Here is a 24,931-nt window from a genome sequence, read left to right on the forward strand (position 1 = left end):
CAGGCCGCCGTAGGTAAACCTCCTGCTCGCTCTGGTCAACGATGGAGTTACTGCTGTATGTGGCATAACTGCTTAGACAATACGGCTTTTCGTAGCAGCAGCGGATAAAATTACTTTGAGCTTTTACTTGGCCGCAATACCGCAAGAATCAGATAGCTTCTGCCACAAATCGCCGACACCTTTGGCGCGTACGCACCCTGATTTAACGCATCATGTCTGTCCCTTCCTAAAGTCGCCCAGGATAAAGGTATGGAAGGCGTTACTGCGCATTCCATCGGGCCATCGGGTTTCATAGCACGACGAGGCTGCCGCCGCAGGCCGGCCCGGGGCCAGCCAGGTCACCGGCGAACCGTAGGTGCGAGCAGTATTAACTACCTCATTCCCTGCCACCAAATGATTCAACTTCATGGCCGGCTTGGCGGCTACGGCTGGGACGAAGCGGTCAAACAGGTGCTGGTGGGCTGGGAAGCCGCGCAGTGGGTCCCATCTCATCGAGACTGGCGACACGGGCCACCAACTCCGCAAGAATCGGGTTGCGGCGTAGGGGGGATGGGTGAACCTTTGTATTGTTCCATCAACTGCACGCTTTATATGTCTAATTTTCAGATTGTACCGTTGTCGGCCGAGACCGCACAGCGCATCCGGACCACCCGTCAAGACGACTTCGGCCACGCCGTGGTCGAGCAACTGGCCACTGGCTACGGCCCATGCCGCGTCTCGCTGCGGCCCTTCGCCCCGGGTCAGGATCGGCGCCTGCTCTTCAGCTACTCGCCCTTTGCTCTCGCCAACGCATTCAACCAAAACGGGCCTGTCTTCATTGCCGCCTCCGAAGTTGAGCCCTACGCCACAACGGACCAGTTCCCGCCGGAAATCAAGGCGGACAAGGTGAATTTTCCGCTTTCGCTGGTGGGCTACAGCGCCGACCAGCGCATGGTTTTCACCCGCCTCGTGGGCGAGGCCGATGTGGATGAATTGATCGAGGAGGTATTGGCCACGAACCCCGATATCGCTTATTTGCACGCCCGTAACGCCGAGGCCCAGTGCTTTATCTGCCAGATTAACCGTGCCTGAGCCATGTGGGTAATGAAAGACTTTCAGGTCGAGAACCGGGCGTTGGTTGAGGCGTTTGTCCGTGATAATGGCTTGGCTACACTCGTGAGCCGCGGCTCAGACTATCCTGTGGCCACGCACATTCCCCTGGAGTGGGAAACCACGGCCGACGGGGTACCGCTGTTGCGCGGCCACATGGCGAAGGCCAACCCCCACTGGCATGATTTTGCGGCCCATGCGCAGGTGCTGGCCATTTTTCAGTCGCCCGTGCAGCACTACATTTCTTCCTCGTGGTACGACCATCCCAATGCCCCAACGTGGAACTACTTGAGCGTGCACATCGTCGGGAATATTTCCATCATCGAAGGCCAAGCACTCTGGGACTCGGTGAGCCGGCTCACGGACCGCTACGAGCAGCAGTTTGCGCGTCGCCCCGTGGCGCTCGACACATTACCGGCCGCGGTGCAAAAGCAGATGCAAGGTATCGTAGGCTTCGAAATTACCCTCGACCACGTGCAGGCATCGTTTAAAATGAGCCAGAACCGGCACGCGACCGATTATCAAAGCATTATTCAGGAACTACAAGCTCTGCAAACGCCTGGTGCTCGGCTTATGGCCGATGCGATGATCAGCATGAGGCAGGCTCCACAGTGCCCGGTCGGCCACTAGGAAGTGTTAACAGAGGGTATCCAACTACTTAACTTTATCATTTGTTACAAGCAATTGCAGTAGGGGTGACTCGCCTACAGGGCCGCCCCCAAGGCATTTGTAGGGGGCAAGGCCAATGGGTTTACATCTTATCGGCTGGCCGACGGGAGCAGTTGAATGGATAGGAAGCTGTTCAACATCCCCTCACGTACTGCCCGCAATAGTACCTACCGCCCCTGGCGGGCTTGCTCTTCTTCCAGGCCCGTGGCGCGGCTGGGCGCGGCGGTGCGGGTGCCAAACCGGTAGCTGGCCGTGAGCGTGACCACCCGGCTGTCGCGGCGCCAGGCGGTGGCCACGTCCAGGTTCTGGTATTGAGTGCGGGTGCCGAAGCGGGAGGTATAGAACAGATCCTGTACTCCCAGGCGCAGGGTCGCTTTTTCAGCCCACAGCGTTTGCTGCACGCCTACCGCCACTTGCCCCGTGGGTCGGCGCACCCCCAGGCCGGCGGCGGTGGCCGAGGAGTATTGGGCCGATACCTCGGCGCTGCGCCCGCGGGGCAGCGTAAAGGTTTGGGTAGTATTGAGAACAGTGCCTAGCCGGGCGTTGTCCAGTGCCCCGCCTTCGATGCTGCCCGTGTACCGGGTCCAGGCGATGGTGCCACTGGCACTCAGGGTCCACCAGGCGGTGAGCGGGGTGCTGGTGGCCACAGTCAGGCCGGTTTGGTCGCGGCGGCCCAGGTTTTCGGGGCGGGTGAGCGTCACGCGGGTATCGTCATTTTGACGCGGTACGCGCTCCTGCACTTGGCTGGTACGGCGGTGGAAGACGGTGGCCGTGAGCAGGCCACCGCGCCAATCGTGGCCCAACTCCGCCACGTGAGTTAGCTGAGGCTGCAGGTAGGGGTTGCCGGTATCGAAGGAAAAAGGATCTTGCAAGTACACAAAGGGATTGAGATCGGAGTAGGCGGGCCGGTCGATGCGGCGGCTGTAGGCCACCCGCCAGCGGTGCTGCTTGGAGGGCGTGTACGTGAGGGCGGCGTTGGGAAAGAGCTGAAAGTAGCGGCGCGTCACCACCGAATCGGAGGTGAGCTGCCGGCCCCGCGAGTCGGTTTGCTCGCCTCGTAGGCCCAGTTGGACGTCGGTTTTGCCCCGGGAGCCGCGGAGCTGGGTGTAGCCTGCCACCACGGTTTCGCGGTAGGTAAACCGGTTGCTGCGGCCCGGGTCGCGCCGTTCGGCCGGACCCTGGCCCACGAAGAACTGGGCGTCGTTGTCGAGACTTATTCGGCTCAGCTTAGCACCGCCTTCCAACTTTGTGGCCGCGCCCAGGGGCTGGGCGTAGTCGAGCTTAACGCTGCCCAGGTCCACCGTGCCCGGCGACTCGATGCGCAGAAAGTCCGGCGCGCCCTGCGCCTGGCCTTGTTCGGTGAAGGCGCGCGTGTCGAACACCTGGGTGTTTGCCTGGGCGTAGCGGCCGGCATTGATATCGGCACTCAGGGTGCGGCCCAGCGTATCGAAGGCATGTTGTAGGTTCACGTTCAGGCTGTGGTTGCGCCAGTGCCCGCTGGTGTGGTCCAGGGTCAGCACGTGCGGTGGCCCCGCGGGCAGGGCTGCTCCTCCGGGCAGCAGGTCGGCGGTGTTGCGGCCGCGGTAGTCCGACGTGTTGCCCACTCCTTCGAGCAGCAGCCCCAGCGTAGTAGCGGGCCGCAGCAGGTACTCGGCGCCGACGCGGTAGGTATGGGTGCCTTCCCGGCCCTGGTAGCGCGACTCCTGCGTGAGCACGCTGGCTGTGGGCCCCTGGAAACGGCGCGTGGTTTCGCCGAAGGAAGTGTTTTCGTCGGCCGCGAAGTCGTAGGCGCCCCAGGTGTTCCAGCGCCCCCGCCGAAAGCTGACCTGGCCGCCACTGGTGGGCTTGGGGTAGCGGCTGCGGCCGTAGCTGGCGGTGAGCGAGCCGTTCCAGCCGCCATGCAGCGGGCGCTTGGTGAGGATGTTGATGACCCCCGCGCTGCCGGCCGCATCGTACTGGGCCGGTGGGTTGGGCAACACCTCCACCCGCGCCACCTGGCTGCTGGGCATGGTGCGCAGCAGGTGGGCCAGCTGCTCGGGGCCCAGGTAGGTGGGCTTGCCGTTAAGCAGCACCAGCACGTTGGCCTGCCCCCGGAGGCTGACGTTGCCGCTGGCGTCCACCGCCACGTCGGGCGCGCGCTTAAGCACCTCCAGCACGCTGGTGCCGGCGGCCACAATACTGTTCTCAACGTTCAGCACCGTGCCATCGAGGCGTTGCTCTACCAAGGGGCGGCGGCCTAGCACCCGCACTTCGCCGAGCGCCTGGGCGTCGGGAGCCAGGCGGAAATCATACGAAAAACCGCCCGCAGCCACCTCAAACGCAGGGCTGAGTCCGCGTCGGTAGCCGAGCTGGGAGGCCGCCAGCCGGTAGCGCCCCGCTCCCACACGGGGCAGCACGTAGCGGCCAGCCGAGTCGCTCACCGCCCCGTCGACTACCGTGGAATCGGCGGCGCGCAGCAGCCGGACGGTGGCAAACGGCACGGGCGCGGCGCGCTCGTCCAACACCCGGCCGCTGACCGGGCCGCCCGACGAATTTTGGCCGAGCCCCGTGATGGGCAGTAGCCCTACCAAGGCGCTTAGCAGCATCTTGCCCAGCTGGCGGCCGGGCCGAAAAGCAAGGAGGTGGACGGATACGTTTTTCATCAGCGCCGACACGTTAGCGTTGCGCCACCAGCGCGAAGCGCAGGGTGAACTCGTCGGCAATGGCGTGGTCGCCGATGGCCTGGAAGAAAGAGGCCGAGGCGTAGCGGATGCCGTAGCGGGTGCGGTCGACGCGAGCCGTGCCGCGCACGGTGGCCTGGCCGTTGCGCACGCTCACCCGCGCCGGAAACGTGAGCGGGTGCGTCTGGCCCTTGATGGTGAGCTGGCCCGTGACGGTGGCATTGGCGGCGGTGGGCGACGCCTCCGGCTGCGGCACTACGCGTGTGATGACGAACATGGCCCGCGGGTGCTGCTTGATGGCAAAGAAGTCGGCGTTGCTCAGGTGCTCGATTAGGTGCTGGTTTTCTTCCGCGTCGGCGATGTCGGTAACGCGGAGTGTCGTCATGTCTACCTCAACCCGGCCGCTTACTAGCTGCTGGCCGCGCACTTGCAAGCTGCCGCCCGGCCGCAGCTGCACGGTGCCTTCGTGGCCGTGGCCCACGGCCTTGCCCTCCCAGCCGAGGCGGCTGCGCTCCGGCAGCACGCGCAGCTGCTGGTCGGCGACTGACCCGGCGGCCGGTGGCTGGGGTTGCGCGGGATAGGGGGGAGCCAGCAAGGCCGCCCCGAGGCTTACCAACAGAAAGGCGAAGTTCATGAGGGGAAGGGGGAAAGAGGTGAGGCCCCGGCGACTGGCCCACGCTTTGGGTGCCGGGGGATGCCGCAAAACACCGCCGGGCTGCCGCCGGCCGCAAGTTTTTTAGCTCATCAACCCCCGCACCGCGCCCAACAACCAAGGCCGCCCGAAGTAGGTCCGGGGCGGGGCCTTTTGCCGATAAGCGGGGTGAATGCGTCGTTGGTCTAAAAAAAGTGGCTACTTACGCTTATAAGCAGACCTTTGCGGGTATTCCGCCGCCATTTTTCCTCGCCTCATGGAGTCTGCCCGGCCCTTGGCCCTTCCTGCTTTTTCGGTGCCCCGGCCCGCCGCGATGGGCCTGCTGCCGCCGTCGCTACGCTGGCTGCAAGCCCCGTGGGCCTACCACGCCGCGTTCTGGACCGTGCTCTACCTCTTCAATACCGTGTACAAGGGCTACCTCACTAAAGACTACCCTTACGCGTTCTACGACTACAGCGTGCGGCTGCCGGTGTACCTGGTGGCCTGCTATGGCAATATGTACTACCTGCTGCCGCGCCTGTTGCCGCAGCGGCGCTACCTGGCCTACGCGGGCGCGCTGGCCGGCGGGCTGCTGGTGCTCACCGTGCTCATGCAAATTATGCTCAACCTCCTGGTAAACGCCCGCCTCTGCCCCGACGACGTGTGCACGGCCGAATACACCACCCCCCTGCTGTTCAGCCCCCGAAATACCCTCAGCCAACTGTTTCCCGTGCTTACGCTGGTGGGGCTGGCCACCGGCCTTAAGCTGGGCAAAAACTGGGTGGGCCAGCAGCAGGCCCTGCAGGAAGTGGAACGGCTCAGCCTGAAAAATGAGCTGAACTTTCTCAAATCCCAGATTCAGCCCCACTTCTTCTTCAACACGCTCAACAACCTCTACTCGCTCACGCTCAAAAAATCAGACCTGGCCCCGGAAATCGTGCTCAAGCTGGCCGACCTCATGTCCTACGTGCTCTACGATGCCGATGCACCACTCGTGGCCCTGGCCAAGGAAATAGAGTGCCTGCGCAACTACCTGGCCCTGGAAGGCTTGCGCTACGGCACCCGCCTGCACCTGGCGATGAACGTAACGGGCGAGCCCGCCGGCAAGCAGCTGGCCCCGTTGCTGCTGCTGCCCTTCGTGGAAAACAGCTTCAAGCACGGCGCGCCCCCGCCCCAGCTGCTGGACATCCGCATTGCCCTGGAAATAGAGGCCGAGGTGCTGCGCCTGGTGGTAGAAAACCCCAAAAACCCCGCGCCGCCAATCGGCCGGAACGGCGGCGTGGGCCTGCGCAACGTGCGCCGCCGCCTGGCCCTGCTCTACCCCAACGCCCACCAACTGACCGTGGCCGACACCGCCGACACGTACCGCATCACCCTGGAAGTGCCCCTCGCATGACGCCCCTAAGCTGCCTGATTGTAGACGACGAACCCCTGGCCCAGGAGGTGCTGCAAACCTACGTGGCCCACACCCCCGGCCTGGTCCTGGTGGGTACCTGCGCCCACGCGCCGGCGGCGCTGGCCGCGCTCCGGCAGCAGCCGGTGGACCTGCTGTTCCTCGACATTGAAATGCCCCTGCTCAACGGCCTGGAATTCCTGCGCAGCCTAGCCCAGCCCCCGGCCGTCATCTTCACCACGGCCTACCGCGAGTACGCCGTGGAAGGCTTCGAGCTGGCCGCCGTCGACTACCTGGTCAAGCCCGTCTCGTTCCCGCGCTTCACCCAGGCCGTGAACCGGGTGCTGCACCGCCTGCCCGGCGGGGCGGTTGCGCCCGCCGCGCCGGTGGCCGCGCCCGCCAAGCCGGAAGCGGGCATTTTTCTGCGCGTCGACAAGCGCTTGGTGAAGGTGGCGCTGGCCGACATTCTCTACCTGGAAAGCCTGAAGGACTACGTGCGCGTACACACCCGCACCGGCCCGCTCGTCACCTACCACACGCTGCAAGGCCTGGCCGACCAGCTCCCCGCCGACCGGTTCGTGCGCGTGCACAAGTCCTACCTCGTGGCCCTGGAGCACGTGCGAGCCATTGAGGGCAACGTGCTGGAAGTGGGCGGCGCGCACATCACCCTCAGCCGCCTCAACCGGGAGGAAGTGTGGGCCCGGTTGCGCCAAAGCGGCATTTGGGGGCTGCGCTAACGCCATTATAGAGTTGATGTTACACAGCCTGTTTCTGGTTAAAGCACTATTTAGCGATTGGCGGTAGTAGGAAGGGCAGGAACGCATCGACGTTGCCGCCGAAGCGGTGAATCTCGCGGATGAGGGTGCTGCTGATGGCCCCTAACGTGGGAGAGGTGAGCAGAAACACGGTTTCCAAGCCGGGGGTTATGTGCTGATTGCCGTAGGCAATGGACTTTTCGTACTCAAAATCGGAGCTGTTGCGCAGGCCCCGCAACAGGTAGGCGGCGCCTACTTCACGCGCAAATTCTGCCGTAAGTCCCTTAAAGGTACAGACCGTAACCCGCGGCTCGTCCTTGAATAAGTCGGCAATAAGTGCCTGCATCTCTTCGACGGGTAGGTAACGCTGCTTGCTGCTGTTGGTGCCAATGGCCACAATTACCTGGTCGAACAGGGCGGTTCCGCGGCGTACCACATCGAGGTGCCCGTTAGTAAAGGGGTCGAATGAGCCGGGAAAGAGGGCAATGCGGGGCATTTTGGAAGTAATGAGGAACAAGAAATCACGAGGGTCCCAGTGACGGGGTGACCCGCTCGCTGGCTCAGACAAAGTGTAGGCTAAACAAGTCGAAGTACCGGTATTCAAACACATCATTGAGCCGGTAGCCGTACTGCACGTGCCCGGGGCGGGTGCCAAACCGGGCATTGCGCACGTAGGTCCGGAGCAGGCTGAAAACCGCGGAGTCCGGCGTTAGCTCGCCCCAGACGGTGACCTCGTCCTGGTCCGGGTCAAGGCCCAGCTCCTGCATGACGAGAATGGTGTAGTACACCACGTCCTCGGCCGTGGAGCAGGGAAAAACATTGCAGTACTCCAGACGCTGGCCCAGCACCACCAGGGTCAGTTCCTGCTGGCCGGGGTTGAGGTAGAGGCGGCGGGGAGGGGCCGCGCCCCGCTGCTGCACCACACCGGCCAGCAGGGCGCTGGTGTGATGCAGCAGCCGGCCGGTGATGCCGTGGGTGGCGGCGAACCAGGTAGCCAGGGCCAGGTCGGCGGCAAATACGTTCACCAGATCCAGGCCGGGATGGGTGGTGTGGCGCACGGTTTCGGTGGAGGTGGGCGTGTGGTGCAAGCGCAGGGCCGCGGCCTCATCGCCCGGCCGAAACAGGGGCGCGGGCAGCAGCGTAAAGGCCCGGCCCGTGACGGCCAGCCGCACCACGTTCCAGCCCCGCACGCCCAGGAAATCGTGTTGGGCAGCGAGGGCCGGCACGCCACCCACCGGCAGGCTGTAATCTTCCAGGGCCACGAACTTTTGCCGGGCAACTTCGATGGCCGTCAAGCGAAGCCGGGTGGGGCTCGCCAGCAGGTATAGGTTGTAGGCGGCGGGGTTGGCGGGGTCAAACGTTTCGTCGCGCAGTCGCAGCAAGGGCGACGGCGTGGCCGGAGGTGCAGAAGGAGCGGAAGCAGACACGAATCGAAGCTAAACGGGCCCAATGGGCGGGGCTAAAGATACGCGGCGGCGTGTTTACTGGCTTTGGAAGAGAGGAGCAGGCCCGGTTCGCTCACTTCAGAGCTAGGGGGAAGTTTGGTACAACAGTGGCACCACTAAGCAGTTTGTCAAGTAATGTACTTAGCGTCTGGCTCCCCCTCTCTATGGGCTTCGCGCCTCAAGCGAACGGGGGCTCGCTCTATCTGGGGCCCGTGAGGTTCTCTCGACCGCGCCGGGTACGTCGACTCCAAAGCGGCTTTAGTGGCTTTAGTGGTACCACGAACCGCTGCGCGGGATTCGTGGCACCACATCGGGGTGGAGCCTTATCCGTTGAGAACTAGCAGGTTCCAGCGGCCGTGCTGCCATTGTAGTTTCGTGATGGAGGCGAAGTCGATGTGCAGCTGAAATGCGTTGCTTAGCGGAATGTCGAGGCAGTGGCTTACCAGCGCCCGGATGGTGCCGCCATGGGTGACCACGAGCACGGGGGCATCTTCGGCGGGTTCTAATGCCGTGAGTTCAGCCAGAAAAGTGGCGGCCCGCTGCTGCACCGCGCCAAAGGTTTCGCCGCCGGGCGGGGCCAGGTTTACGTAGTCGGCCATCCAGGGGCCCGTTTCGGCGGGTGGAAGGTCGGCCCAGGCTTGGTTTTCCCAGCGGCCAAAGTGCATTTCGCGCAGCCGCTCGTCGGGGGTGATGGTGGGGGCCAGCTCGGCGGCCAGGGTCAGGCACCGGGCCGAGGGGCTGCTGAACGTAAGGTAGCCGCCGGGGGGCGGGCCCGGCAGCCGGGCCCGCAGCTGGGCCGCCTCGGTCGGAAAGGTATCGGCCAAGGCCACTTCGTGGTGGCCGTAGCAGATGCCAGTGGCCTGCACGGCGGTGTGGCGAATGAGGTAAACGGTCATGGTAGGTGCACGGTCAGGGATAAGTAGATGAGCGCTTCGGCCAGCTGCTGAGTTGTCCCCAGACAGTCACCGGTATAGCCCCCGAGCCATTTGTTGAACCAGCGGCCGAGCACCAGCTGTAAAATCAGCAGCGGCAGCAGCACCCACAGCAGCGCCGGCTGCCGTTGCCACAGCACCAGTGCGGTCAGCGGCGCCAGCCCCAGCAAGGCCGCCCCCGCCAGGCGGCCATTCGGCATGCTCTGGGCGACGGGCTTGGCTTTGCCATCGGCTAAGTCGGCCCGGGCGTAGGGGAGGGTACGCACGAAGGAAAGCGCGGTGAGGCGGCTCAGGGGGTGGGCCACCGCGAGCAGCACCGGCACCGTAAGATTGACCCCAGTTGGCCGGGTAGCTGCTCCGCCCAGCGCGGCCACCTTCGTGGCCAGCACCAGGCCCAGGCCCACCAGCCCGTAGGTGCCCACGCGGCTGTCCTTCATAATTTCGAGGATGCGCGCCCGCGTCCAGCCGCCCCCGAAGCCATCACACACGTCGGCCAGTCCATCTTCGTGAAAAGCTCCCGTGAGCAGTACCCCGGCACCGGTGCTCAGCAGGACGGCCACCAGCGGCGGCCAGAGCAGGGCGGCACCCCAGTAAACCCCGGCCGTTACGCCGCCCACCAGCCAGCCAATGAGGGGGAAGTAGACCGTGGCGCGGTTGAGCTGCTCCGCTTCGTGGCCGACCCAGCGCGGGCAGGGCAGGCGGGTGTAAAACATCACCGCCGTAAGCAGCAGGCGCAGGTGGTAGCGGGGCCAGGAATCAGGCATGGGCGGGTAGGGAAACGGGTGAGCGGCTGTTTACGTTAGCTGTTTCTGAGTTAGAACTGAGAACAGAACATAGAGCCAAGAACGTAGAGCCTAGAACGTAAAGCAGACAGTGTACTCCTTGAGTTATATAGCTCAAAGCAGGTTCTTTTCTTCGGTTTAAGCTCTCCGTTCTAAATAATCTGGCGCGAACAGCGGCTTAGGGGCGAAAAGGTGTTACGCGCCGGAGCTGTCGCTCACGCCCGCGCTTTCAAAGGAGGCCATTTCGTTGAGGAAATTGACGGCGGCTTGCACCAGCGGGTAGGCCAGCGCGCAGCCGGTGCCCTCGCCCAGGCGCAGGTCCAGGCGCAGCAGGGGCGGGCCGCTCAGCCCCAGGTCGGCCAGGAGCAGGCGGTGCCCTTGCTCGCTCGATTCGTGGCAGAAGACGCAGTAAGCCAGCACGGCCGGCGCGAGCCGGGCCGCCACCAGCAGCGCCGCCGAGGCAATGAAACCATCGATCAGCAGCAGCATGCCGTGTTCGGCGGCGCGGAGCAGGGCCCCGCACATCTGCGCGATTTCGAAGCCGCCGAACGTGGCCAGCACGGCCAGCGGGGCCTCATCTACGGTGGGGTGCGCCGCCACGGCCTGCGTGAGAATGGCGAGTTTACGGGCGTGGCCAGCCGGGTCGAGGCCGGTGCCACGGCCCACGCACTCGGCCAGGGGCCGGCCCGTGAGGCGGTGCATCAGCACGGCGGCGGCCGAGGTGTTGCCAATGCCCATCTCGCCCACGCCCAACACGTTGCAGCCACTGGCGTGCAGCTCGTCGGCCAGGCCGGCCCCGCGTTGCAGGGCGTCGACGCACTGGGCGGGGCTCATGGCGGGCTCATGGGCGAAGTTGCGGGTGCCCTCGGCTATTTTCTCGTTGCGCACCGCGGGCAAGTCGGCCAGACTGCCGCGCACGCCGGCGTCGACAATACTCAGGGCCAACCCGTTCTGGCGGCAGAAGACGTTGATGGCCGCCCCGCCGGCCGCGAAGTTGCGGACCATCTGGTGCGTCACTTCGGGTGGATACTGGCTCACCCCGGCCTGGGCAATGCCGTGGTCGGCGGCAAAGACCAGCAGGTGGGGCCGGCGCAGCTGCGGGGTCAGGGTTTGCTGCACCAGGGCAATGTGGCCGGCCAGCGCTTCCAGCTGCCCCAGGGCCCCCAGAGGCTTGGTTTTGGTGTCAATTTTGTGCCTGATGGCCTCAGCCAGGGCAGGGTCGGGCGGGGTGATGTTCCAGAGCATTAGGCAGCGGGTTCTTCGGGTTTAGGGGCGTCGTCGGCTTGTTTGAAACGCTTGTAGAGGAACAGCTGCCATTTTTCCTCGGCCACACCGGCCTTATCCATCTCGGCGCGGGCCAGGGTGAAAAACAGGTCGGACAGGCGGTTGATGTAAGCCGGAATGGCGGGGTCGACCGCGTCAGCGGCCATCAGGCTCACCAGGCGGCGCTCGCCGCGGCGCATCTGGGTGCGCACCACGTGGCACAGGGCCGAGATTTCGTTGCCGCCGGGCAAGAGGAAGTAGTCGGACGGCGACGTCATTTGTCCCTCTAACTCGTCAATCCACTCCTCGCAAAACCGGGCCCCGTCGGCCGGCATGGGGTTGGAATTAGTTCGTTTAGCTGTCGAGGGCCGGGCCAAGTGCGACATCATGTCCATCAAATCCTTCTGGATGCGGTGGAGCCGCGTTTGCCAGGGGTGGCCCGCCTCTAGCTTCACCCGCAACAGGCCCAGGGTAGAATTAGCTTCGTCGAGCTCACCCATGCATTCCACGCGCACGTCGTCCTTGCGCACGCGCTGCCCGCCGAACAGGCCGGTGGTGCCGGCATCGCCCTTTTTAGTGTAGATTTTCATTTTGGTGCTTGGTGCTTGGTTGTTGGTGCTTGGTGCTCGGTTGTTGATACTCCATTCTTGATTCTCAGCTCTAGGCTCTCAGTTCTAGGTTCTTATTTCACGGTTAGGGGGAGGCCCGAAACCATGAAAATGGCGTGGTCGGCCCGTTGGGCAATGTGTTGGTTTAGCCAGCCTTGCAGGTCTACGAACTGGCGGCCGGCTGGGGTGGGCGCGTGCAGGCCCATTCCGATTTCATTGGAAACGACCAGCAGCGTGCAGTCCTGACGCATCAGGTTATCGAACTCTGCCCGGGCCTGTTGGAGGGCTTGTTCCACATCGTAGCCCGCGTCGTCGAAGAAATTAGTGAGCCAGAGCGTCACGCAGTCCAGCACCACGGTGCGGCCGGTCAGGGCGAGGCGGCTGAGGTATTTCTCTTCTTCCAGGGTAGTCCAGCGGGCGTCGCGCTCGGCCACGTGCCGGGCAATGCGCCGGCGGTGGTCGTCGTCCCAGGCCCGGGAGGTGGCCAGGTACACGGGAGCGGGGCTGAGCTGCAGGGCCAGGTCCTGGGCGTAGCGGCTTTTACCCGAGCGCTGCCCGCCGGAAATGTAGTAGAGCACGGCTAGTAATTTACAGGAATTGAGCGGTGGAGAGCGGTGGATGGATTGCCCCGTGCGTCAGGCCGGGCCCAAGGGACCAGCTTGGCCCGGCTAGAAAGCCAGCGTGTAGCGGGCCGATAGGTTGCGCCCGGGCAGGTTGTAGCCGCGCTTCTCGTAGTAGTTTTCATCAGTCAGGTTGTTCACCAGTACCGCAAGGGTGTGCTTGTTGGCGAAGGTGTAACCGGCTGAGAAATCCAGGGTCATGTAGCGGGGGTATTTGATTTGGGGCGCTTTGAGGTCGGTGAAATCGGTGTCGTTGCGCGAGCCCACGTAGCGGCCGCTCAGGCGGGCGCGCAGGCCGTGCTGATTGTCGAAGGCCACGCCGTAATTGCCGCTCAGCTTAGCTACGTTGAAGATGGCGCGCTTGGTCTGCGAGCCGTCGGGGTTGTTGGCTACGTCTTCGGCCTGGAAAAGGCCGGTGCCGCCGGCAAACACCCGGAGCGAATAGCGGTTTTCGGCCAGCGCGCCGAAATCATAGCCGGCTTCGGCCTCCAGGCCCTGAATGCGGCTGTCGTTGGCGTTAACATAGGTGGTGCGCGCGGCCACGACGTAGCCTTCGGGGGTGGTTTCGCCCACGGGGTTGGTGGTGCGGGTAGTGATGCGGTCCTTTACCCTGGTCGCGAAGTAGGTAAGGTCGGCTGAGAAGCCGGTGCTAGCCCGCTCGAAGCGCAGGCCAGCATCCCAGGTCACGCTGCTTTCGTTGCGCAGGTCCGGGTTGCCGCGGATGATGGATACCTTATTGGCGCTCGTGGGCGTCGTCTGCGAGTAGCCGGCCACGTTGTAAGCGTCGGGCGTCACGTAGGCGCGGCCGATGGTGGCGTGCAGGCGCAGGCCCGCCGCTAGCTCCACCTGGGCGCCCAGGCTGGGGCTGAAGAACGGATTGGTCTTTTTACCCGGGGTGAAGGTGGTCAGCAAATCGGTCGGCTTGCCCTTGTACGTGATAAAATCGTAGCGGGCGCCGGGCGTGACAATCAGCCGGTCCTGCAGCAGGCTCAGCTGGCCCTGGGCGTAAAGGCCGGTGGTATTCAGCTCGTAGTTGGGGCTGAATGGCGCGATGTCGGCCCCGGTTGGGTCGAAGCTCCGCGAGTTGCTGGTCGCTGCGTTGTAGTCGACACCCACGCTGAGGTGTTGGGTGCCGAGCTGGATAACATCTTTAGCCTGAATACCTTTCCACTGGTATTGGCTTTGGAACGAGCGGTACGGCGCAATGCGCGTGTTGCCGCTGAAGAGATTGTTATTGTCGTTGATTTCTTGCGCCGTGTAGCCCCGCACCAACAGTTGGTGCTGCGCGTAGTCGCCGCTGACGCTCAGGTCGAGGTTCTGGCGCTCCAGATCTTTGCTGCTGTAGCCTAGGTCGCCGTAGCTGATATCGTTGGGAGCCTGCACGTTGCGGGCCACGAACCGTTCGCCGCGCACGTCCACGCGCCAGCGCTGGCTTAGCTGGTAGCCCAGGCGCAGGGCCCCCGAGTAGTGGTTAAGCTTGCTGAAGGTGCGTGTCTGGCCGTCGGCCCGGCTGTCGTCAGTGTCCTGGGTGGAGCCGTCGGCGTAGGTTTTGGTGGCGCTGCCACCCCCGAGCCAGCGGCGGAAGACGCCCCCCCCGCCCAGCCGGTAGTCGGTCGCCCGGTCGGACTGCGCGAACGACAAGTCAAAGTCCAGGGCGCGGGTGATGTTGCCGCCCGTGGTGCCGCTCAGCTTAATCGTCTGGTAGCTGCCGTACTCGGCCGCCAACGACGAGCGCACGGCCCCGCGCGACTTGCGCGTCAGCACGTTCACCACGCCGCCCATGGCCTGCGAGCCGTAGAGGGCCGAGGCGGGGCCTTTCAGCACTTCTACCTGCTCCGCACTGCCCAGGTCGAGGGTGGCCAGGTTGCTGGTGCCGGCTGGGCGGCCATCCACCAGCAGCAGGGTCCGCTGGTTGAGGCTGCCGGTTTGGGGGCGAAAGCCCCGGATGCCCACCCCGGCCAGCAAGCTGGGGTACTGCACAACGTCAACCGAGGCGTTTTTCTTGAGCACGTCGGTGAACTCCTGGCTCGGAGTCTGCTCCATCTCCCGGCGGCTGATAACCTGGATTTGCTGGGGCACCTTATCGCGCGTGGTGGCCGAGCGGGTGGCCGTTACCACCACCTCGCGCAGGTGCTGGCGCCTGAGGGTGTCGGCCAGCTCCTGAGCGTGGGCCCCGCGCCCGGCGCCGGCCAGCAGCACCGGCCCCAGGATGAGCCCCCACTTGGGGTGGTGAACCTTCGCGTATCGGCGTAAAGAACGTTTCATCATTAAGTTGTGCGGGAGTTGGGTGAGAAAAGGAGGTTTGAAAAGTTTAGTGATTGGCGGGTTAGCTCGGCAATTGGTTTTTGATGATAAGTCGGAGCGCCCGGAGCAGATCCTCCACCGTGGCGTGCTGCTCAGCGGGGCCGCCGGGGGCCTGGCTGGTCCACTGCCCGCCGGCCGGGGCCACGGTCACGCGCAGGGCAGCGGGGCTGGTCGTTGGCACTAAGCCCTCGCGCTCCAGGGCCCGCCGCGTCCAGAAGGCCGGGGCCCCGTCGCCCACCAGTTGCACGGTGGGGCCCGTGGGCGCGTGCAGGGCGAAGGTGCCGGTGGCCGGGTCGAAGGCCAGCCCCTCCCGGGCGAAGGCCGCCGCAAAGGCCCCGCTCAGCACCAGGTCTTCGGGGGTGCCGGTGCGCAGTTGCCCATTGGCGGGCAGCAGCCAGACCCGGTCGGCGGCTTGCAGGGCCAGGTCCAGCTCGTGGGTCGAAAGCAGGATGGCCTTGCCGGTTTGTCGGGCTAGGCCGTGCAGCAGGCGCATGAGGGCCACGCGGTTGGGCAGGTCGAGGTGGGCGGTGGGCTCGTCGAGCAGCACGATGGGCGTGTCCTGGGCAATGGCGCGGGCGAGCAGCACCTTTTGCCGCTCGCCGTCGCTCAGCTCGCCCACCGGGCGCTGGGCGAAGCCGCTGGTATTGGTGGCGGCCAGGGCGGCCTGCACCCGGGCCTCATCGTGAGCCGAGAGGCGGCCCAGCCAGTTGGTGTGGGGGTGGCGGCCCAGGCTCACCAGCTCGCGCACGGTGAGCGTGCCAACCTCTACCCGGTCGGTTAGGACGATGCTCAGCTGGCGGGCCCGCGCGGCGGCGCTCAGGCTGGCCAGGGCTCCGCCGCCGAGATCGAGCCGGCCACCCAGGGGCGCCTGCAAGCCGGCCAGCGTGCGCAGCAGCGTCGATTTGCCGGCGCCGTTGGGGCCCAGCAGGCACACCAGCTCGCCGGGCCACAGAGCCACGCGCAGGGGCTGGGCCACCGGCCGGGGCGCTTTTTTAGCGAGGAAGTAGCCCACCGTCAGGTCGTCGGCGGTCAGCAGCGGCGCGGAGGTTGGCATCGGGCTTCAGGAAAACAAAGAGCGAACGTTCGGGCGGCGCAGCACCACCCACAGCACCACCGGCGCCCCGAGCAGCGACGTCACCACGCTCAGCGGCAGCGGGGTTTGACTACCGGGCAGCTGGGCTAGGCAGTCGCAGCCCAGGGTGAGGGCGGCTCCCACCAGGCAGGTGCCGGGCAGCAGCAGGCGGTGGTCGGTGGTGCGCAGCAGGCCCCGCGTGAGGTGCGGCACAGCAATGCCCACGAAGCCGATGGGCCCGCAAAAGGCCGTAATAGCCCCCGCCAGCAGGCTGGTGCTGCCAATGATGAGCGTGCGCGACCGGCCCACCGCCAGCCCCATGCTCCGGGCGTAGTTCTCGCCCAGCAGCAGCGCATTCAACGGCTTGGCCGAGGCAAAAGCTACTAGCAGGCCCCCGCCCACCACCGTGGCCAGCACCGCCAGGTGGCTACCTCCGACGCCGCCCACCGAGCCGAAGGTCCAGAGCAGGTACTCCTGAATTTGCTCCGGAGCGCTGAAGTACTGCCACAGGCTGACCACGGCGCCCGTGATGCTGGCAATCATCAGGCCCACGATGAGCAGCACCACGTTGTCGCGCACCCGGGCCGAGAGGGCCAGCACCAGGGCCATGACCAAGGCCGCGCCGGCGGTCGCGGCCAGCACCAGTCCCCAACTGCCGCCCACCCCCAGTGCCCGGATGGCCCAGCCGCCCACCGCGTTGCCGCTGGCCAGCATCACCACGGCCACGCCCAGCCCCGCGCCCGCCGTCAGGCCCAGCGCCGAGGGGCCCACCAGGGGGTTGCGAAACAGCGTTTGCATCTGCAAGCCGCTCACGGCTAGTCCACTGCCTACGGTCAGCGCCGTCAGGGCCTTAGGCAGGCGAATCTGCCGGACGATGAAGGCCCAGGCCGGCGAATCGGCGACCTCGCCCCCGAGAATGCTGACCACTGCCCGCAGCGGAATGCGCACCGGGCCCAGGGCAATATCGAGCACAAAAACAACCGCCACCAGCCCCACCAGGGCCAGCAGCCAAGCGCGGCGCGGCCGGCCGGCCGCAAGGTCCGGCCCGGGGGACGGCATCACAAGCAGGGGCGTACTCATTTTAACTGCTGGTAATAGTACAGCTGCCAGGTGGGCAGCAGCTCGGGGTGCAAAATCTTAAGCATGTCGGCCAGCACCAGGTCGGGCCGCACTGCCCCCGACTCCCAGTAGTCGTTGGAGCCCTGGGCGTTGGTTCGGCGGTTGTTGTTGTACACCCGGCCGCTTTTGAGCGGGGCGAAGGCGGCGTAGCGGCCATCCTGGGCCAAAATTTCGGCCCGGGTGCGGGCCGCGCCGGTTTGCAGCCAGCAGTCGGCAGTAAGAGCCACCGGGGCTACCGTTTCGAACGACAGCGCCAAGCTGCCGTTCGGCGCCTTGGTCTGGTCCCAGGCGTAGGTGGCGCCCGCGTCGCGCAGGAACTGGGCCAGGTAGCTGTCGGCATCGGGCACGTACCACACGTCTTTGAACGGCAGGCCCACCACCACCCGCGGCCGCTTGGTGGCCCGGCGGCCCAGGGCGGCCAAGCGTTGGTAGTCGCGTACCACCTGGTCGAACTTTCGGTTAACCAGGTCCTCCTTATCCAGCAGCGCGGCCATGACTTTCACCCATTCGGCGCGGGCCAGGGGCGTGGTTTCCACCCATTCCGAGTTAATCATCACCGGCACGCCCGCGGCGGCCAGGGTTTGGAACCGGTCGAGGTTTTCGCCGGGCCAACCGGTGCTCATCACCAGGTCGGGGTGCCGGGCGATGAGGAACTCGTTGTTGAGCTCCTTGCCCTCGCCGACCTCGAAAACCTTGCCTTCGGCGATGCGCTGCCGCACCCGCGGGGCCGAGGCGTATTTGAGGCTGCCGAGGCCCACCAGCAAATCGGCCGCCCCGAGGAAGTCAGCCAAGGCCACGTGCATCGACGAGAGCCCCACCAGGCTGCGAATGGGGGTTTGAATCACGATGGCCCCGGGGTAGCCCACTGGCCGGGCCGTGCCGCGCGGCACCAACAGGTAGGAGGTGGCCCGGGCTTTGGCCTCGAACGGGCTGCGGATGGTGACCACCTTGCAGTTGCCCGCGTAGGTAATCGTGAAGCCCTGGGCAAAGCTAACCGTGGTGCGGCCCTGGGGGGCCGGCGTCGCTTTCGGGGCCGGGGCCTTGGGCAACGCGGCCTGGCCCACGCTGGGCCCGGCGCCCGCCAGGAGCCAGGCCGCGAGCCCGCAGGCGCGAACGGCCAGAAAAAACAGAGGGGTACCCCCGGCACGGCCGGGGGGCGAAGGGTGGGGCATGGTACAACGAGCTTTTCTGCCGAAAGCTGTGACTGAATGAAGCAAGTGGCAGGTCTTCTGACTTCCCCCACCAGCCGATGGCCTTCCCATTCCCGCAGGAACAGTGGCGCCAAGTATCGGCTGGCTTTTAGCGGGGGTTACAGCAGCGGAGACTGTCCCGGAGTTACACCGGATTCCCTTTTAAAGTCGCCCCGCACCGCGGAAACGACTGCCAATCGCAGTGGCAAAGGTAGGCAGAAATGCTAGTTGCCGGCGCTTGCTGCCCCAAGGGGCTACAGGGCCAGGGTGGAGCGCACAAAATCAACCCGCGCCGCTACCGTGGTTTTGGGCAAGTCGAGCACCGTGCTGCCCAGCCGCTGGTAAGTATGCCGCAGGGCCTGGTACAGCGCCTCGGCCTCCGCGAAGGTCTGCCAGCGCTCGGCGTCATTCACGTAGATTTCGGCCCAGGGTGGGGCCAGCAACACCGGGTTCTGGTAGGGGTGCGCGGCTGCAACGGCCAGGTAGGCCGGTGGTACGGGCAGGCCCGCCACTTCCAGGTAGGCAATGATGTCGGGAATGCCCCGGTCGAAAAACGTGACGCCGCCGCGCCGGCGGGCGGCCTCGTGCTGGGCCACCATGCGGGCCAGGGCCAGTTCGGCGAAGCCCGCCAGGTTCTGCCACGGCACCAGGCCGCTGCCCTGGGCCACCTGCTCCTGAATCAGTTGGCGCGCCACCTCCCCGGCCCCCGCGAACCCGGCCCGGCACAGGGCCGCCAACAGCGTCGTTTTGCCGGCTCCGGGGCCGCCCGAAATCACGTACAGCGCCATTTTTTAGGAATTAAAAATTAAAAATGAAGAATTAAAAAATTGACCAGCATATTTTTAATTCCTTCCTCCGATACGAGAACTGAAGACGTAGCGTAAACTTGCTGGGGTGCGATGAGGTCCGGTCGCTGCATCCCTGCACAAACCCCAAAGTTTAGGCGCTGCTTGGGCCATGACCGTGCCGCTCGTTTGTAAACTCAATGGCGGTTAGCCACCGCACGCTCGCAAAACCCCTAAGTGGCTGCACCGGAGCGGCTTAGGTGCGGCTGAGCCGCCGGCGCTCGCGCCACCAGCCCAGCCCCAGAATGCCGGCCACCACCACGGCGCAGACGGCATGGTTGAGGCGGGCCACGCGGTTGATTTCGGTGGCCGCTATCGGCCGCGGGTTATTGCCGATATAGGGCTTGGTCACGAGCTGCCCGTGGTAGTAGTTAGGGCCGCCGAAGCGGCAGTTGAGCACGCCGGCGAGGGCGGCTTCGGGGTAGCCGGCATTGGGACTCTTATGCTGGTTCCCGTATTGGCAAATGAAGCGAAAGCTGCGCCCACTGCCGCCCAGGCCCGCCAGTAAGCCTGCGGTGAGGCGGGCCGGTACGAAGTTGGCCACATCGTCGAGGCGGGCCGCAAACTTGCCAAACTGCTCGTAGCGCGCGTTGCGGTAGCCGACCATCGAGTCGAGGGTGTTCACCATTTTGTAGGCCATCAGGCCCGGCCCGCCCCCCAGCGCGTAGTACAGCAGGGGCGCTACCACACCATCGCTGAGATTTTCGGCCAGGCTTTCGAGCACGGCCGTACGGATTTGCGGGGCGTCGAGCCGGGCCGTGTCGCGGCCCACGATGCGGGCCAGCTGCCGGCGCCCGGCTTCCAGGCCCTCGCGTTCGAGCACGTCGAAGACGGCCCGGCCCTCGCGCACCAGCCCGGTATTGGCCAGGCCGTAGAATACCCACGCGCTGCGGACGGCCCCCGCTACTACCGGTGGGAGTAGCCGCAATGTCCTATCCAGTAGCGCAAAAGCTGCAAAGGTGCTGCCAACCAGCCCGCCGGCCAGCAGGGCGCCTTTGGCGAAACGGTGGGGGCCGTGGTTCAGGCGGCGCTCGCCCGCGGCAATAAGGGCCCCGTAGGCGCGCACGGGGTGGGGCCAGCCCTCGGGGTCGGCCAGCCACAAGTCGAGAGCGTAGCCGATGGCGAGCGGGGCGGCTAAGCGAGCGAAGTAGTCCATTCAGCCAAGGCGTTTGTCAACAAGGAATTATCGGCTGCACTGCGGGTGCCGATGCGAAAGTGAGCCGGGGTAAGGCCCCGGAAATTGGCGGCGTCCCGAATCAGCAGCCCGTGCCGGTCCAGCAGCCAGCGCTTTAGTGCGGCGGCCGTACCGCGCCGCGTAGCCCCCAGGAAATAATGCGTACGGCTGGGCCAGCTGTCGAGGCCGGGGTTTTCGGCCAGCTGCGCGACCAAACTCGCTTTATCGGCCAGCAGCTGGGCCAGGGGAAGTTGCACGGCGGCGTAGTTGGCGAAGATAAAGTGGCCCGCCGCGGCTGCCAGCGTGTTCACGGCCCACGGGGCCTTCTGGTGGGTAAGCCGGGCAATGAGCGCGGCCGGCCCCACCGCGTAGCCCAGCCGCAGGCCCGGAATGGCGTAGGCCTTAGTCAGCGAACGCATAACCAGCAGGTTATCGAACTGGGCCAGCAGGGGAATGGCGGTTTGGGCGTGGGTGGTGAACTCAATAAAGGCCTCGTCGAGCACGAACACCGTGCCCGGGTTATTAGCCAGCAGGGCGGGCAGCACGCCGGGTTCGAGCACGCTCCCGGTAGGGTTGTTGGGGTTGCAAACGAAGGCCAGCTCACTATTCAACACCGTGTCGGGCCGCAGCTCATCCCAGGCCCGGAACCGCAGCTCGTGGCGGTGCAGCCGGCAGGCGTCTTCGTACTCGGCAAAGCTGGGCGTGAGCACGGTGCTGCGCCGCCCGGCCCAGGCCTGGGCCACCAGGTAGAGGCTCTCGGTGGTGCCGCTGCCAACGAGCACCTGCACGGGGGCTACGCCGTGGTGGGCCGCCACACGGGCGGCCAGGCTTTCGGCCAGCACTTCGGGGTAGCGGTTCACCGTGGGCCACTGCTCGAAAACGTACGCTCTCAGGCCCGCCGGCTCGCCGCCGTGCCAAACGTTGGTACTGAAATCGGCGACGATAGGTCGGGAGTGGCGGTAGCCGTCGTCGCCGTGTCCGTGTAGCATGGGAGAGGGGAGGGGTGAATCAGCGGTGCAAAGCGGCGTAAATCTGCGCCACGTCCACGTGCTCGCGGATAAGTGCCGCCAGGCGGTCGAACTGCTGGTCTTTGAAGGTGGCGAAATCAAACGGGACGTCGGCCTGCTGAGCGGTGTAGGGGGCCAGCAGGTAGTCGATAACCACCGGGTTGTCGAGGATGCCGTGCAAGTACGTGCCCCAGCAGCGGGGGCCGGCGAAGTAGCCGTCGGGCGTGCCATCGGCGAGCGTGGCCACGGGCTGCTGCGGCCCTTCAACGGTGGTCTGGCCCAGGTGGATTTCGTAGCCCCGGCAATCGGGCTCCGTGCCATCGCGAAAGGCAAAGCGCCGCTGGCGGGTGGTTTTCTCGCCCCGTAAAACCGTGCGGACGGGCAGCAGACCCAGGCCGGCGATGGCCGCTACGGGGCTTTCCACGCCGTCCGGATCTTCTACCGAGCGGCCCAGCATCTGGTAGCCGCCGCAGATGCCCACCACGGTTTTGCCGGCGCGGTGGGCTCGCACGATGGCGGCAGCCAGCCCGTTATTTTTCAAGGTCAGCAGGTCGCCAATGGTATTTTTGCTGCCGGGCAGGATGACGATGTCGGCGGCCTCGACTTCGGCCGCATCGTGGGTGAAGTACAGCTGCACCCGCGGGTCCTGACCAAGGGCATCGAAATCGGTGAAGTTTGAGAGGCGGGCCAGCAGCACCACGGCCACCCGCACGAGGCCGGCCGCGCCGGGGCCGCGCGGCTTGCGGGCCAGGGCTACGGAATCTTCTTCTTCTAAAAAGATGTCGTTGAAATAAGGCAGCACGCCCACCACGGGTACCCCGGTTAGCGCCGCCAGCTGCTGGCGTCCGTCCTCAAACAGGCGGGCGTCGCCCCGGAACTTGTTGATGATGGTGCCCTTGATGCAGGCTTTCTCCTCGGGCTCCAGTAGGGCCAGCGTGCCGTAGACGCTACCAAATACGCCGCCCCGGTCGATGTCGGCAACCAGGTAGGTGGCGGCCCCGGCGTGGCGGGCCATACGCAGGTTGGCAATATCGCGGCGCTTCAGGTTCAGCTCCGAGATGCTGCCTGCCCCTTCCAGGACAATGGGTGCGAAACGCGTCGCCAGGCGGTCGTAGGCCCGGGTAGCGGCGGTGAATAGCTCGTGTCGGTCGTTTTCGCGGAAGTACTCGTAAGCCGACTGCGTACCTATGGGCCGGCCGTTGAGGACCACCTGCGAGGCCTGGTCGGAAGTCGGCTTGAGCAGCACGGGGTTCATGTCGACGTGGCAGGGAATACCGGCCGCTTCCGCCTGCACAGCCTGCGCCCGGCCGATTTCCAGCCCCTCGGGCGTGGCGTAGCTGTTCAACGACATGTTCTGGGCCTTGAACGGTGCGGGCCGGTGCCCATCCTGCCGGAAAAGTCGGCAGAACCCCGCCGCGATAATGCTCTTGCCCACGTCGGAAGCAGTGCCGACAAACATGATGGAACGGAGCATATGGAGCGGATGGTTGCGAAGCACAAAACTACGCGCTCCCGGGCCCCGCCGCTAAATTCAGGCCGCGGCCCTTATTCGTTCCGAGCCTGCCTGGAGCCATTCCAGGAGCAACGAAAAGGGCGAATCCGTTTAACCTCACCCCCGACCCCTCTCCTCTGGGAGAGGGGAGCCAGCTAGTAGGCATATGGATTAAAATAAGGCGCTAGGATGATGGGGCGTGTGGCGCGTGTGTAGGATAGCCCTACTAGCCAGATGCCCAGGAAGAACACTTAATTCAAGAAGGCTAAGCGGGTGCAGTTGAGCTAAACCACCCCGCATTCGCTCACACGAAGCGCGTTTGCGGCACGTACACATCATCGGGGCTGAGCATCAGGTGCAGTACGGGGTGCACGGTGGCCGGGGGCAATTGCAGTAGCTGACGCGGGGTAAGCCACGCCAGCTCGGTGAGGAGTTGCTCGTTAGGCGCATGCTCCGGGTCGTGGCCCAAACGCGGTTGGTCGGCTTCGTCGGCCAGCACTTCGAAGAAAAGCTCCAGCGCCTGGAGTTTCCCGCTGCTGAACTCGTGCAGGTGCAGAAAGCGGCCTACGCGTACGGTCAGGCCGGTTTCTTCCTGAAACTCCCGCACCAACGCCGCCCGGATGCTCTCACCAAATTGCCAGCCGCCCCCCGGAGGCGACCAAAAAGCGGCATTCTGGGGAAGCAGACCGCGGTGGGCAGCCAGCAACATGGCACCGTTGCGAAGCAGCAGCCCCCCGACCCGCACCCGCACTTTGCCGGAATATGCCTCGAGCAAGGGTTCTGCAAGCAAGGGTTCGGAAGGAACAGTTGATAAATCGAGCATGGCGTACTATGCTAAGAGCGTGATCGCTCTAGCAGGTTAAAGGGCATTGTCGTACGCCTAACGACGAGCTCTCAACATTGTTTCTAAATTATTAACAACAGGCCAAATCTGGCTGGCAGGAGGGAAGTTTCCAGCCGCGTGGATGCAGCTCCCGAGGCTCAGCTCCGGCGCTTTGCTTTGCGCATTTTCTGTGGAGCGAGCCCGGCTCTGGCTGCTTTTGGGCTTTGTTCTCGGAATTGTCATTGGTTGGTTTTCGACTTTCACAAACTCAATAGTTTGCGGGTCAAGGCCGGCTTGCTCGGTGTATGCGATGCTGACCAGGCTGGGCTGGTAGTTAGTTTGGCAAGGAGCGAGTAACGGAGCCAAAAAGCCGGGCTGTCGCGAAGCCATTACCTTTGGCTGGTAAACCAACAACCCGCTTGTTATTGGCAGTCAGGGCAGTTTTTAAGCACTCCAGAGTTCTAGATCCTGGCCCAGAGTATAAACTAGTACAAAATACGGTGTAGCCACTGGCTCGCTTTAAGTAACCCTGCATTTACTGTGTCTGTGAACCCTAATCCTGCTGTTTCTGCTTTCCCTGATCTTGAAGCCCGAATTCGCGCCAAGCTTGCCGGCCAGCGGTTTATGCACTTGGTGGGGGCTGATTTGACCATCATCACACCCGGTCGCATCGAGGCGGAACTAGTTATGGGGGAGCAGCACCAGCAGCAGCGCGGCTTTGCCCACGGCGGGCTCATCGCAACCATGGCGGACTTGGTGGCCGGGTTTGCCGCCGTCACTCTCGTGCCCGACAATTTTGGAGTGGTAACGGCCGATCTGCGAGTGTCTTACCTGCACCCCGGCGTCGGGCAGAAATTAAAAGCCCTCGGTTGGGTGTTGAAAGCCGGCCGGCGCCTGCACTTCTGCGAAGCCGAAGTATGGTGCGACGACTTGCTCATTGCCAAGGCCAGCGCTACGATGGCGGTGGTTGAACCAGTGAGTTAGGCTGTACGGACAATTATCTTTGGGTTCGTGAGCAATCTGGATGAAATCAGTGACCGGGCATGGGCGGCGTTGGC

The 24,931-nt window shown here is 64.8% G+C and carries 23 protein-coding genes and 1 riboswitch; of the genes, 5 read left to right on the plus strand and 18 right to left on the minus strand.

Going from position 1 to position 24,931, the window contains the following annotated elements:
* The first annotated feature begins 591 nt into the window (after window positions 1–591).
* Window positions 592–1,071, plus strand: coding sequence for a DUF1203 domain-containing protein (locus tag IC235_RS12370; RefSeq protein WP_191005485.1), 480 nt, complete (start codon window positions 592–594; stop codon window positions 1,069–1,071).
* Between the two features lie 3 nt (window positions 1,072–1,074).
* Window positions 1,075–1,719, plus strand: coding sequence for an FMN-binding negative transcriptional regulator (locus tag IC235_RS12375; protein WP_191005486.1), 645 nt, complete (start codon window positions 1,075–1,077; stop codon window positions 1,717–1,719).
* A 206-nt stretch (window positions 1,720–1,925) separates the two neighbouring features.
* Here the strand turns inward: IC235_RS12375 and IC235_RS12380 are convergent, their stop codons facing one another.
* Both IC235_RS12380 and IC235_RS12385 read right to left on the minus strand, forming a co-directional pair.
* Window positions 1,926–4,400: a TonB-dependent receptor gene (locus tag IC235_RS12380; protein WP_191005487.1), complete on the minus strand. Its 2,475-nt coding sequence runs from the start codon at window positions 4,398–4,400 to the stop codon at window positions 1,926–1,928.
* Window positions 4,401–4,413: 13 nt separating this feature from the next.
* Entirely contained in the window at window positions 4,414–5,052 is a 639-nt protein-coding gene (locus IC235_RS12385) for a YceI family protein (protein WP_191005488.1), read from the minus strand.
* A 274-nt stretch (window positions 5,053–5,326) separates the two neighbouring features.
* On the opposite strand from IC235_RS12385, the gene IC235_RS12390 reads away from it, so the two are divergent.
* A complete protein-coding gene (locus IC235_RS12390) occupies window positions 5,327–6,445 on the plus strand; it encodes a sensor histidine kinase (protein WP_191005489.1) in 1,119 nt (372 codons plus the stop codon).
* The gene (locus IC235_RS12395; protein ID WP_191005490.1) at window positions 6,442–7,179 is read left to right on the plus strand and encodes a LytR/AlgR family response regulator transcription factor; all 738 of its coding nucleotides are present in this window, start codon (window positions 6,442–6,444) and stop codon (window positions 7,177–7,179) included. Before IC235_RS12390 ends, IC235_RS12395 begins: the two co-directional genes overlap by 4 nt.
* Before the next feature lie 46 nt (window positions 7,180–7,225).
* Here IC235_RS12395 and coaD read toward each other — a convergent pair whose 3' ends face one another.
* The 16 genes from coaD to IC235_RS12475 all read right to left on the minus strand — a co-directional run bounded on the left by coaD (window position 7,226) and on the right by IC235_RS12475 (window position 23,873).
* Entirely contained in the window at window positions 7,226–7,693 is a 468-nt protein-coding gene (gene coaD / locus IC235_RS12400; protein ID WP_191005491.1) for a pantetheine-phosphate adenylyltransferase, read from the minus strand.
* 64 nt (window positions 7,694–7,757) lie between these two features.
* Complete coding sequence (locus IC235_RS12405; RefSeq protein ID WP_191005492.1) at window positions 7,758–8,624, minus strand: DUF3822 family protein; 867 nt, start codon at window positions 8,622–8,624, stop codon at window positions 7,758–7,760.
* 341 nt (window positions 8,625–8,965) lie between these two features.
* Complete coding sequence (gene cobC / locus IC235_RS12410; protein ID WP_191005493.1) at window positions 8,966–9,538, minus strand: alpha-ribazole phosphatase family protein; 573 nt, start codon at window positions 9,536–9,538, stop codon at window positions 8,966–8,968.
* Window positions 9,535–10,338: an adenosylcobinamide-GDP ribazoletransferase gene (locus IC235_RS12415; protein ID WP_191005494.1), complete on the minus strand. Its 804-nt coding sequence runs from the start codon at window positions 10,336–10,338 to the stop codon at window positions 9,535–9,537. The genes cobC and IC235_RS12415 overlap by 4 nt, the downstream gene beginning before the upstream one ends.
* Window positions 10,339–10,551: 213 nt before the next feature.
* Window positions 10,552–11,601 (minus strand): nicotinate-nucleotide--dimethylbenzimidazole phosphoribosyltransferase, encoded by a 1,050-nt coding sequence (gene cobT / locus IC235_RS12420; RefSeq protein WP_191005495.1) that lies wholly within the window; start codon window positions 11,599–11,601, stop codon window positions 10,552–10,554.
* Window positions 11,601–12,209, minus strand: a complete 609-nt coding sequence (locus IC235_RS12425) for a cob(I)yrinic acid a,c-diamide adenosyltransferase (protein ID WP_191005496.1) — start codon at window positions 12,207–12,209, stop codon at window positions 11,601–11,603. The genes cobT and IC235_RS12425 overlap by 1 nt, the downstream gene beginning before the upstream one ends.
* Window positions 12,210–12,301: 92 nt before the next feature.
* Entirely contained in the window at window positions 12,302–12,805 is a 504-nt protein-coding gene (locus tag IC235_RS12430; protein WP_191005497.1) for a bifunctional adenosylcobinamide kinase/adenosylcobinamide-phosphate guanylyltransferase, read from the minus strand.
* A gap of 90 nt (window positions 12,806–12,895) precedes the next feature.
* The gene (locus IC235_RS12435; RefSeq protein ID WP_191005498.1) at window positions 12,896–15,112 is read right to left on the minus strand and encodes a TonB-dependent receptor; all 2,217 of its coding nucleotides are present in this window, start codon (window positions 15,110–15,112) and stop codon (window positions 12,896–12,898) included.
* A 61-nt stretch (window positions 15,113–15,173) separates the two neighbouring features.
* The gene (locus IC235_RS12440; RefSeq protein ID WP_191005499.1) at window positions 15,174–16,205 is read right to left on the minus strand and encodes an ABC transporter ATP-binding protein; all 1,032 of its coding nucleotides are present in this window, start codon (window positions 16,203–16,205) and stop codon (window positions 15,174–15,176) included.
* A gap of 6 nt (window positions 16,206–16,211) precedes the next feature.
* The gene (locus IC235_RS12445) at window positions 16,212–17,303 is read right to left on the minus strand and encodes an iron ABC transporter permease (RefSeq protein WP_223847253.1); all 1,092 of its coding nucleotides are present in this window, start codon (window positions 17,301–17,303) and stop codon (window positions 16,212–16,214) included.
* Window positions 17,300–18,514, minus strand: a complete 1,215-nt coding sequence (locus IC235_RS12450) for an ABC transporter substrate-binding protein (protein ID WP_191005500.1) — start codon at window positions 18,512–18,514, stop codon at window positions 17,300–17,302. The genes IC235_RS12445 and IC235_RS12450 overlap by 4 nt, the downstream gene beginning before the upstream one ends.
* A 30-nt stretch (window positions 18,515–18,544) precedes the next feature.
* Window positions 18,545–18,745, minus strand: a riboswitch (cobalamin riboswitch).
* Between the two features lie 41 nt (window positions 18,746–18,786).
* The gene (locus tag IC235_RS12455; protein WP_191005501.1) at window positions 18,787–19,320 is read right to left on the minus strand and encodes an AAA family ATPase; all 534 of its coding nucleotides are present in this window, start codon (window positions 19,318–19,320) and stop codon (window positions 18,787–18,789) included.
* Between the two features lie 253 nt (window positions 19,321–19,573).
* Window positions 19,574–20,533 (minus strand): adenosylcobinamide-phosphate synthase CbiB, encoded by a 960-nt coding sequence (gene cbiB / locus IC235_RS12460; protein WP_191005502.1) that lies wholly within the window; start codon window positions 20,531–20,533, stop codon window positions 19,574–19,576.
* The gene (locus IC235_RS12465; protein ID WP_191005503.1) at window positions 20,512–21,540 is read right to left on the minus strand and encodes a pyridoxal phosphate-dependent aminotransferase; all 1,029 of its coding nucleotides are present in this window, start codon (window positions 21,538–21,540) and stop codon (window positions 20,512–20,514) included. The genes cbiB and IC235_RS12465 overlap by 22 nt, the downstream gene beginning before the upstream one ends.
* Window positions 21,541–21,559: 19 nt before the next feature.
* Complete coding sequence (locus IC235_RS12470) at window positions 21,560–23,032, minus strand: cobyric acid synthase (protein ID WP_223847254.1); 1,473 nt, start codon at window positions 23,030–23,032, stop codon at window positions 21,560–21,562.
* A gap of 322 nt (window positions 23,033–23,354) precedes the next feature.
* Complete coding sequence (locus IC235_RS12475) at window positions 23,355–23,873, minus strand: NUDIX domain-containing protein (RefSeq protein WP_191005504.1); 519 nt, start codon at window positions 23,871–23,873, stop codon at window positions 23,355–23,357.
* A gap of 546 nt (window positions 23,874–24,419) precedes the next feature.
* On the opposite strand from IC235_RS12475, the gene IC235_RS12480 reads away from it, so the two are divergent.
* Complete coding sequence (locus tag IC235_RS12480; protein WP_317173569.1) at window positions 24,420–24,857, plus strand: PaaI family thioesterase; 438 nt, start codon at window positions 24,420–24,422, stop codon at window positions 24,855–24,857.
* Window positions 24,858–24,931: the final 74 nt, after the last annotated feature.

This window comes from Hymenobacter montanus, assembly GCF_014699115.1.
GTDB lineage: Bacteria > Bacteroidota > Bacteroidia > Cytophagales > Hymenobacteraceae > Hymenobacter > Hymenobacter montanus.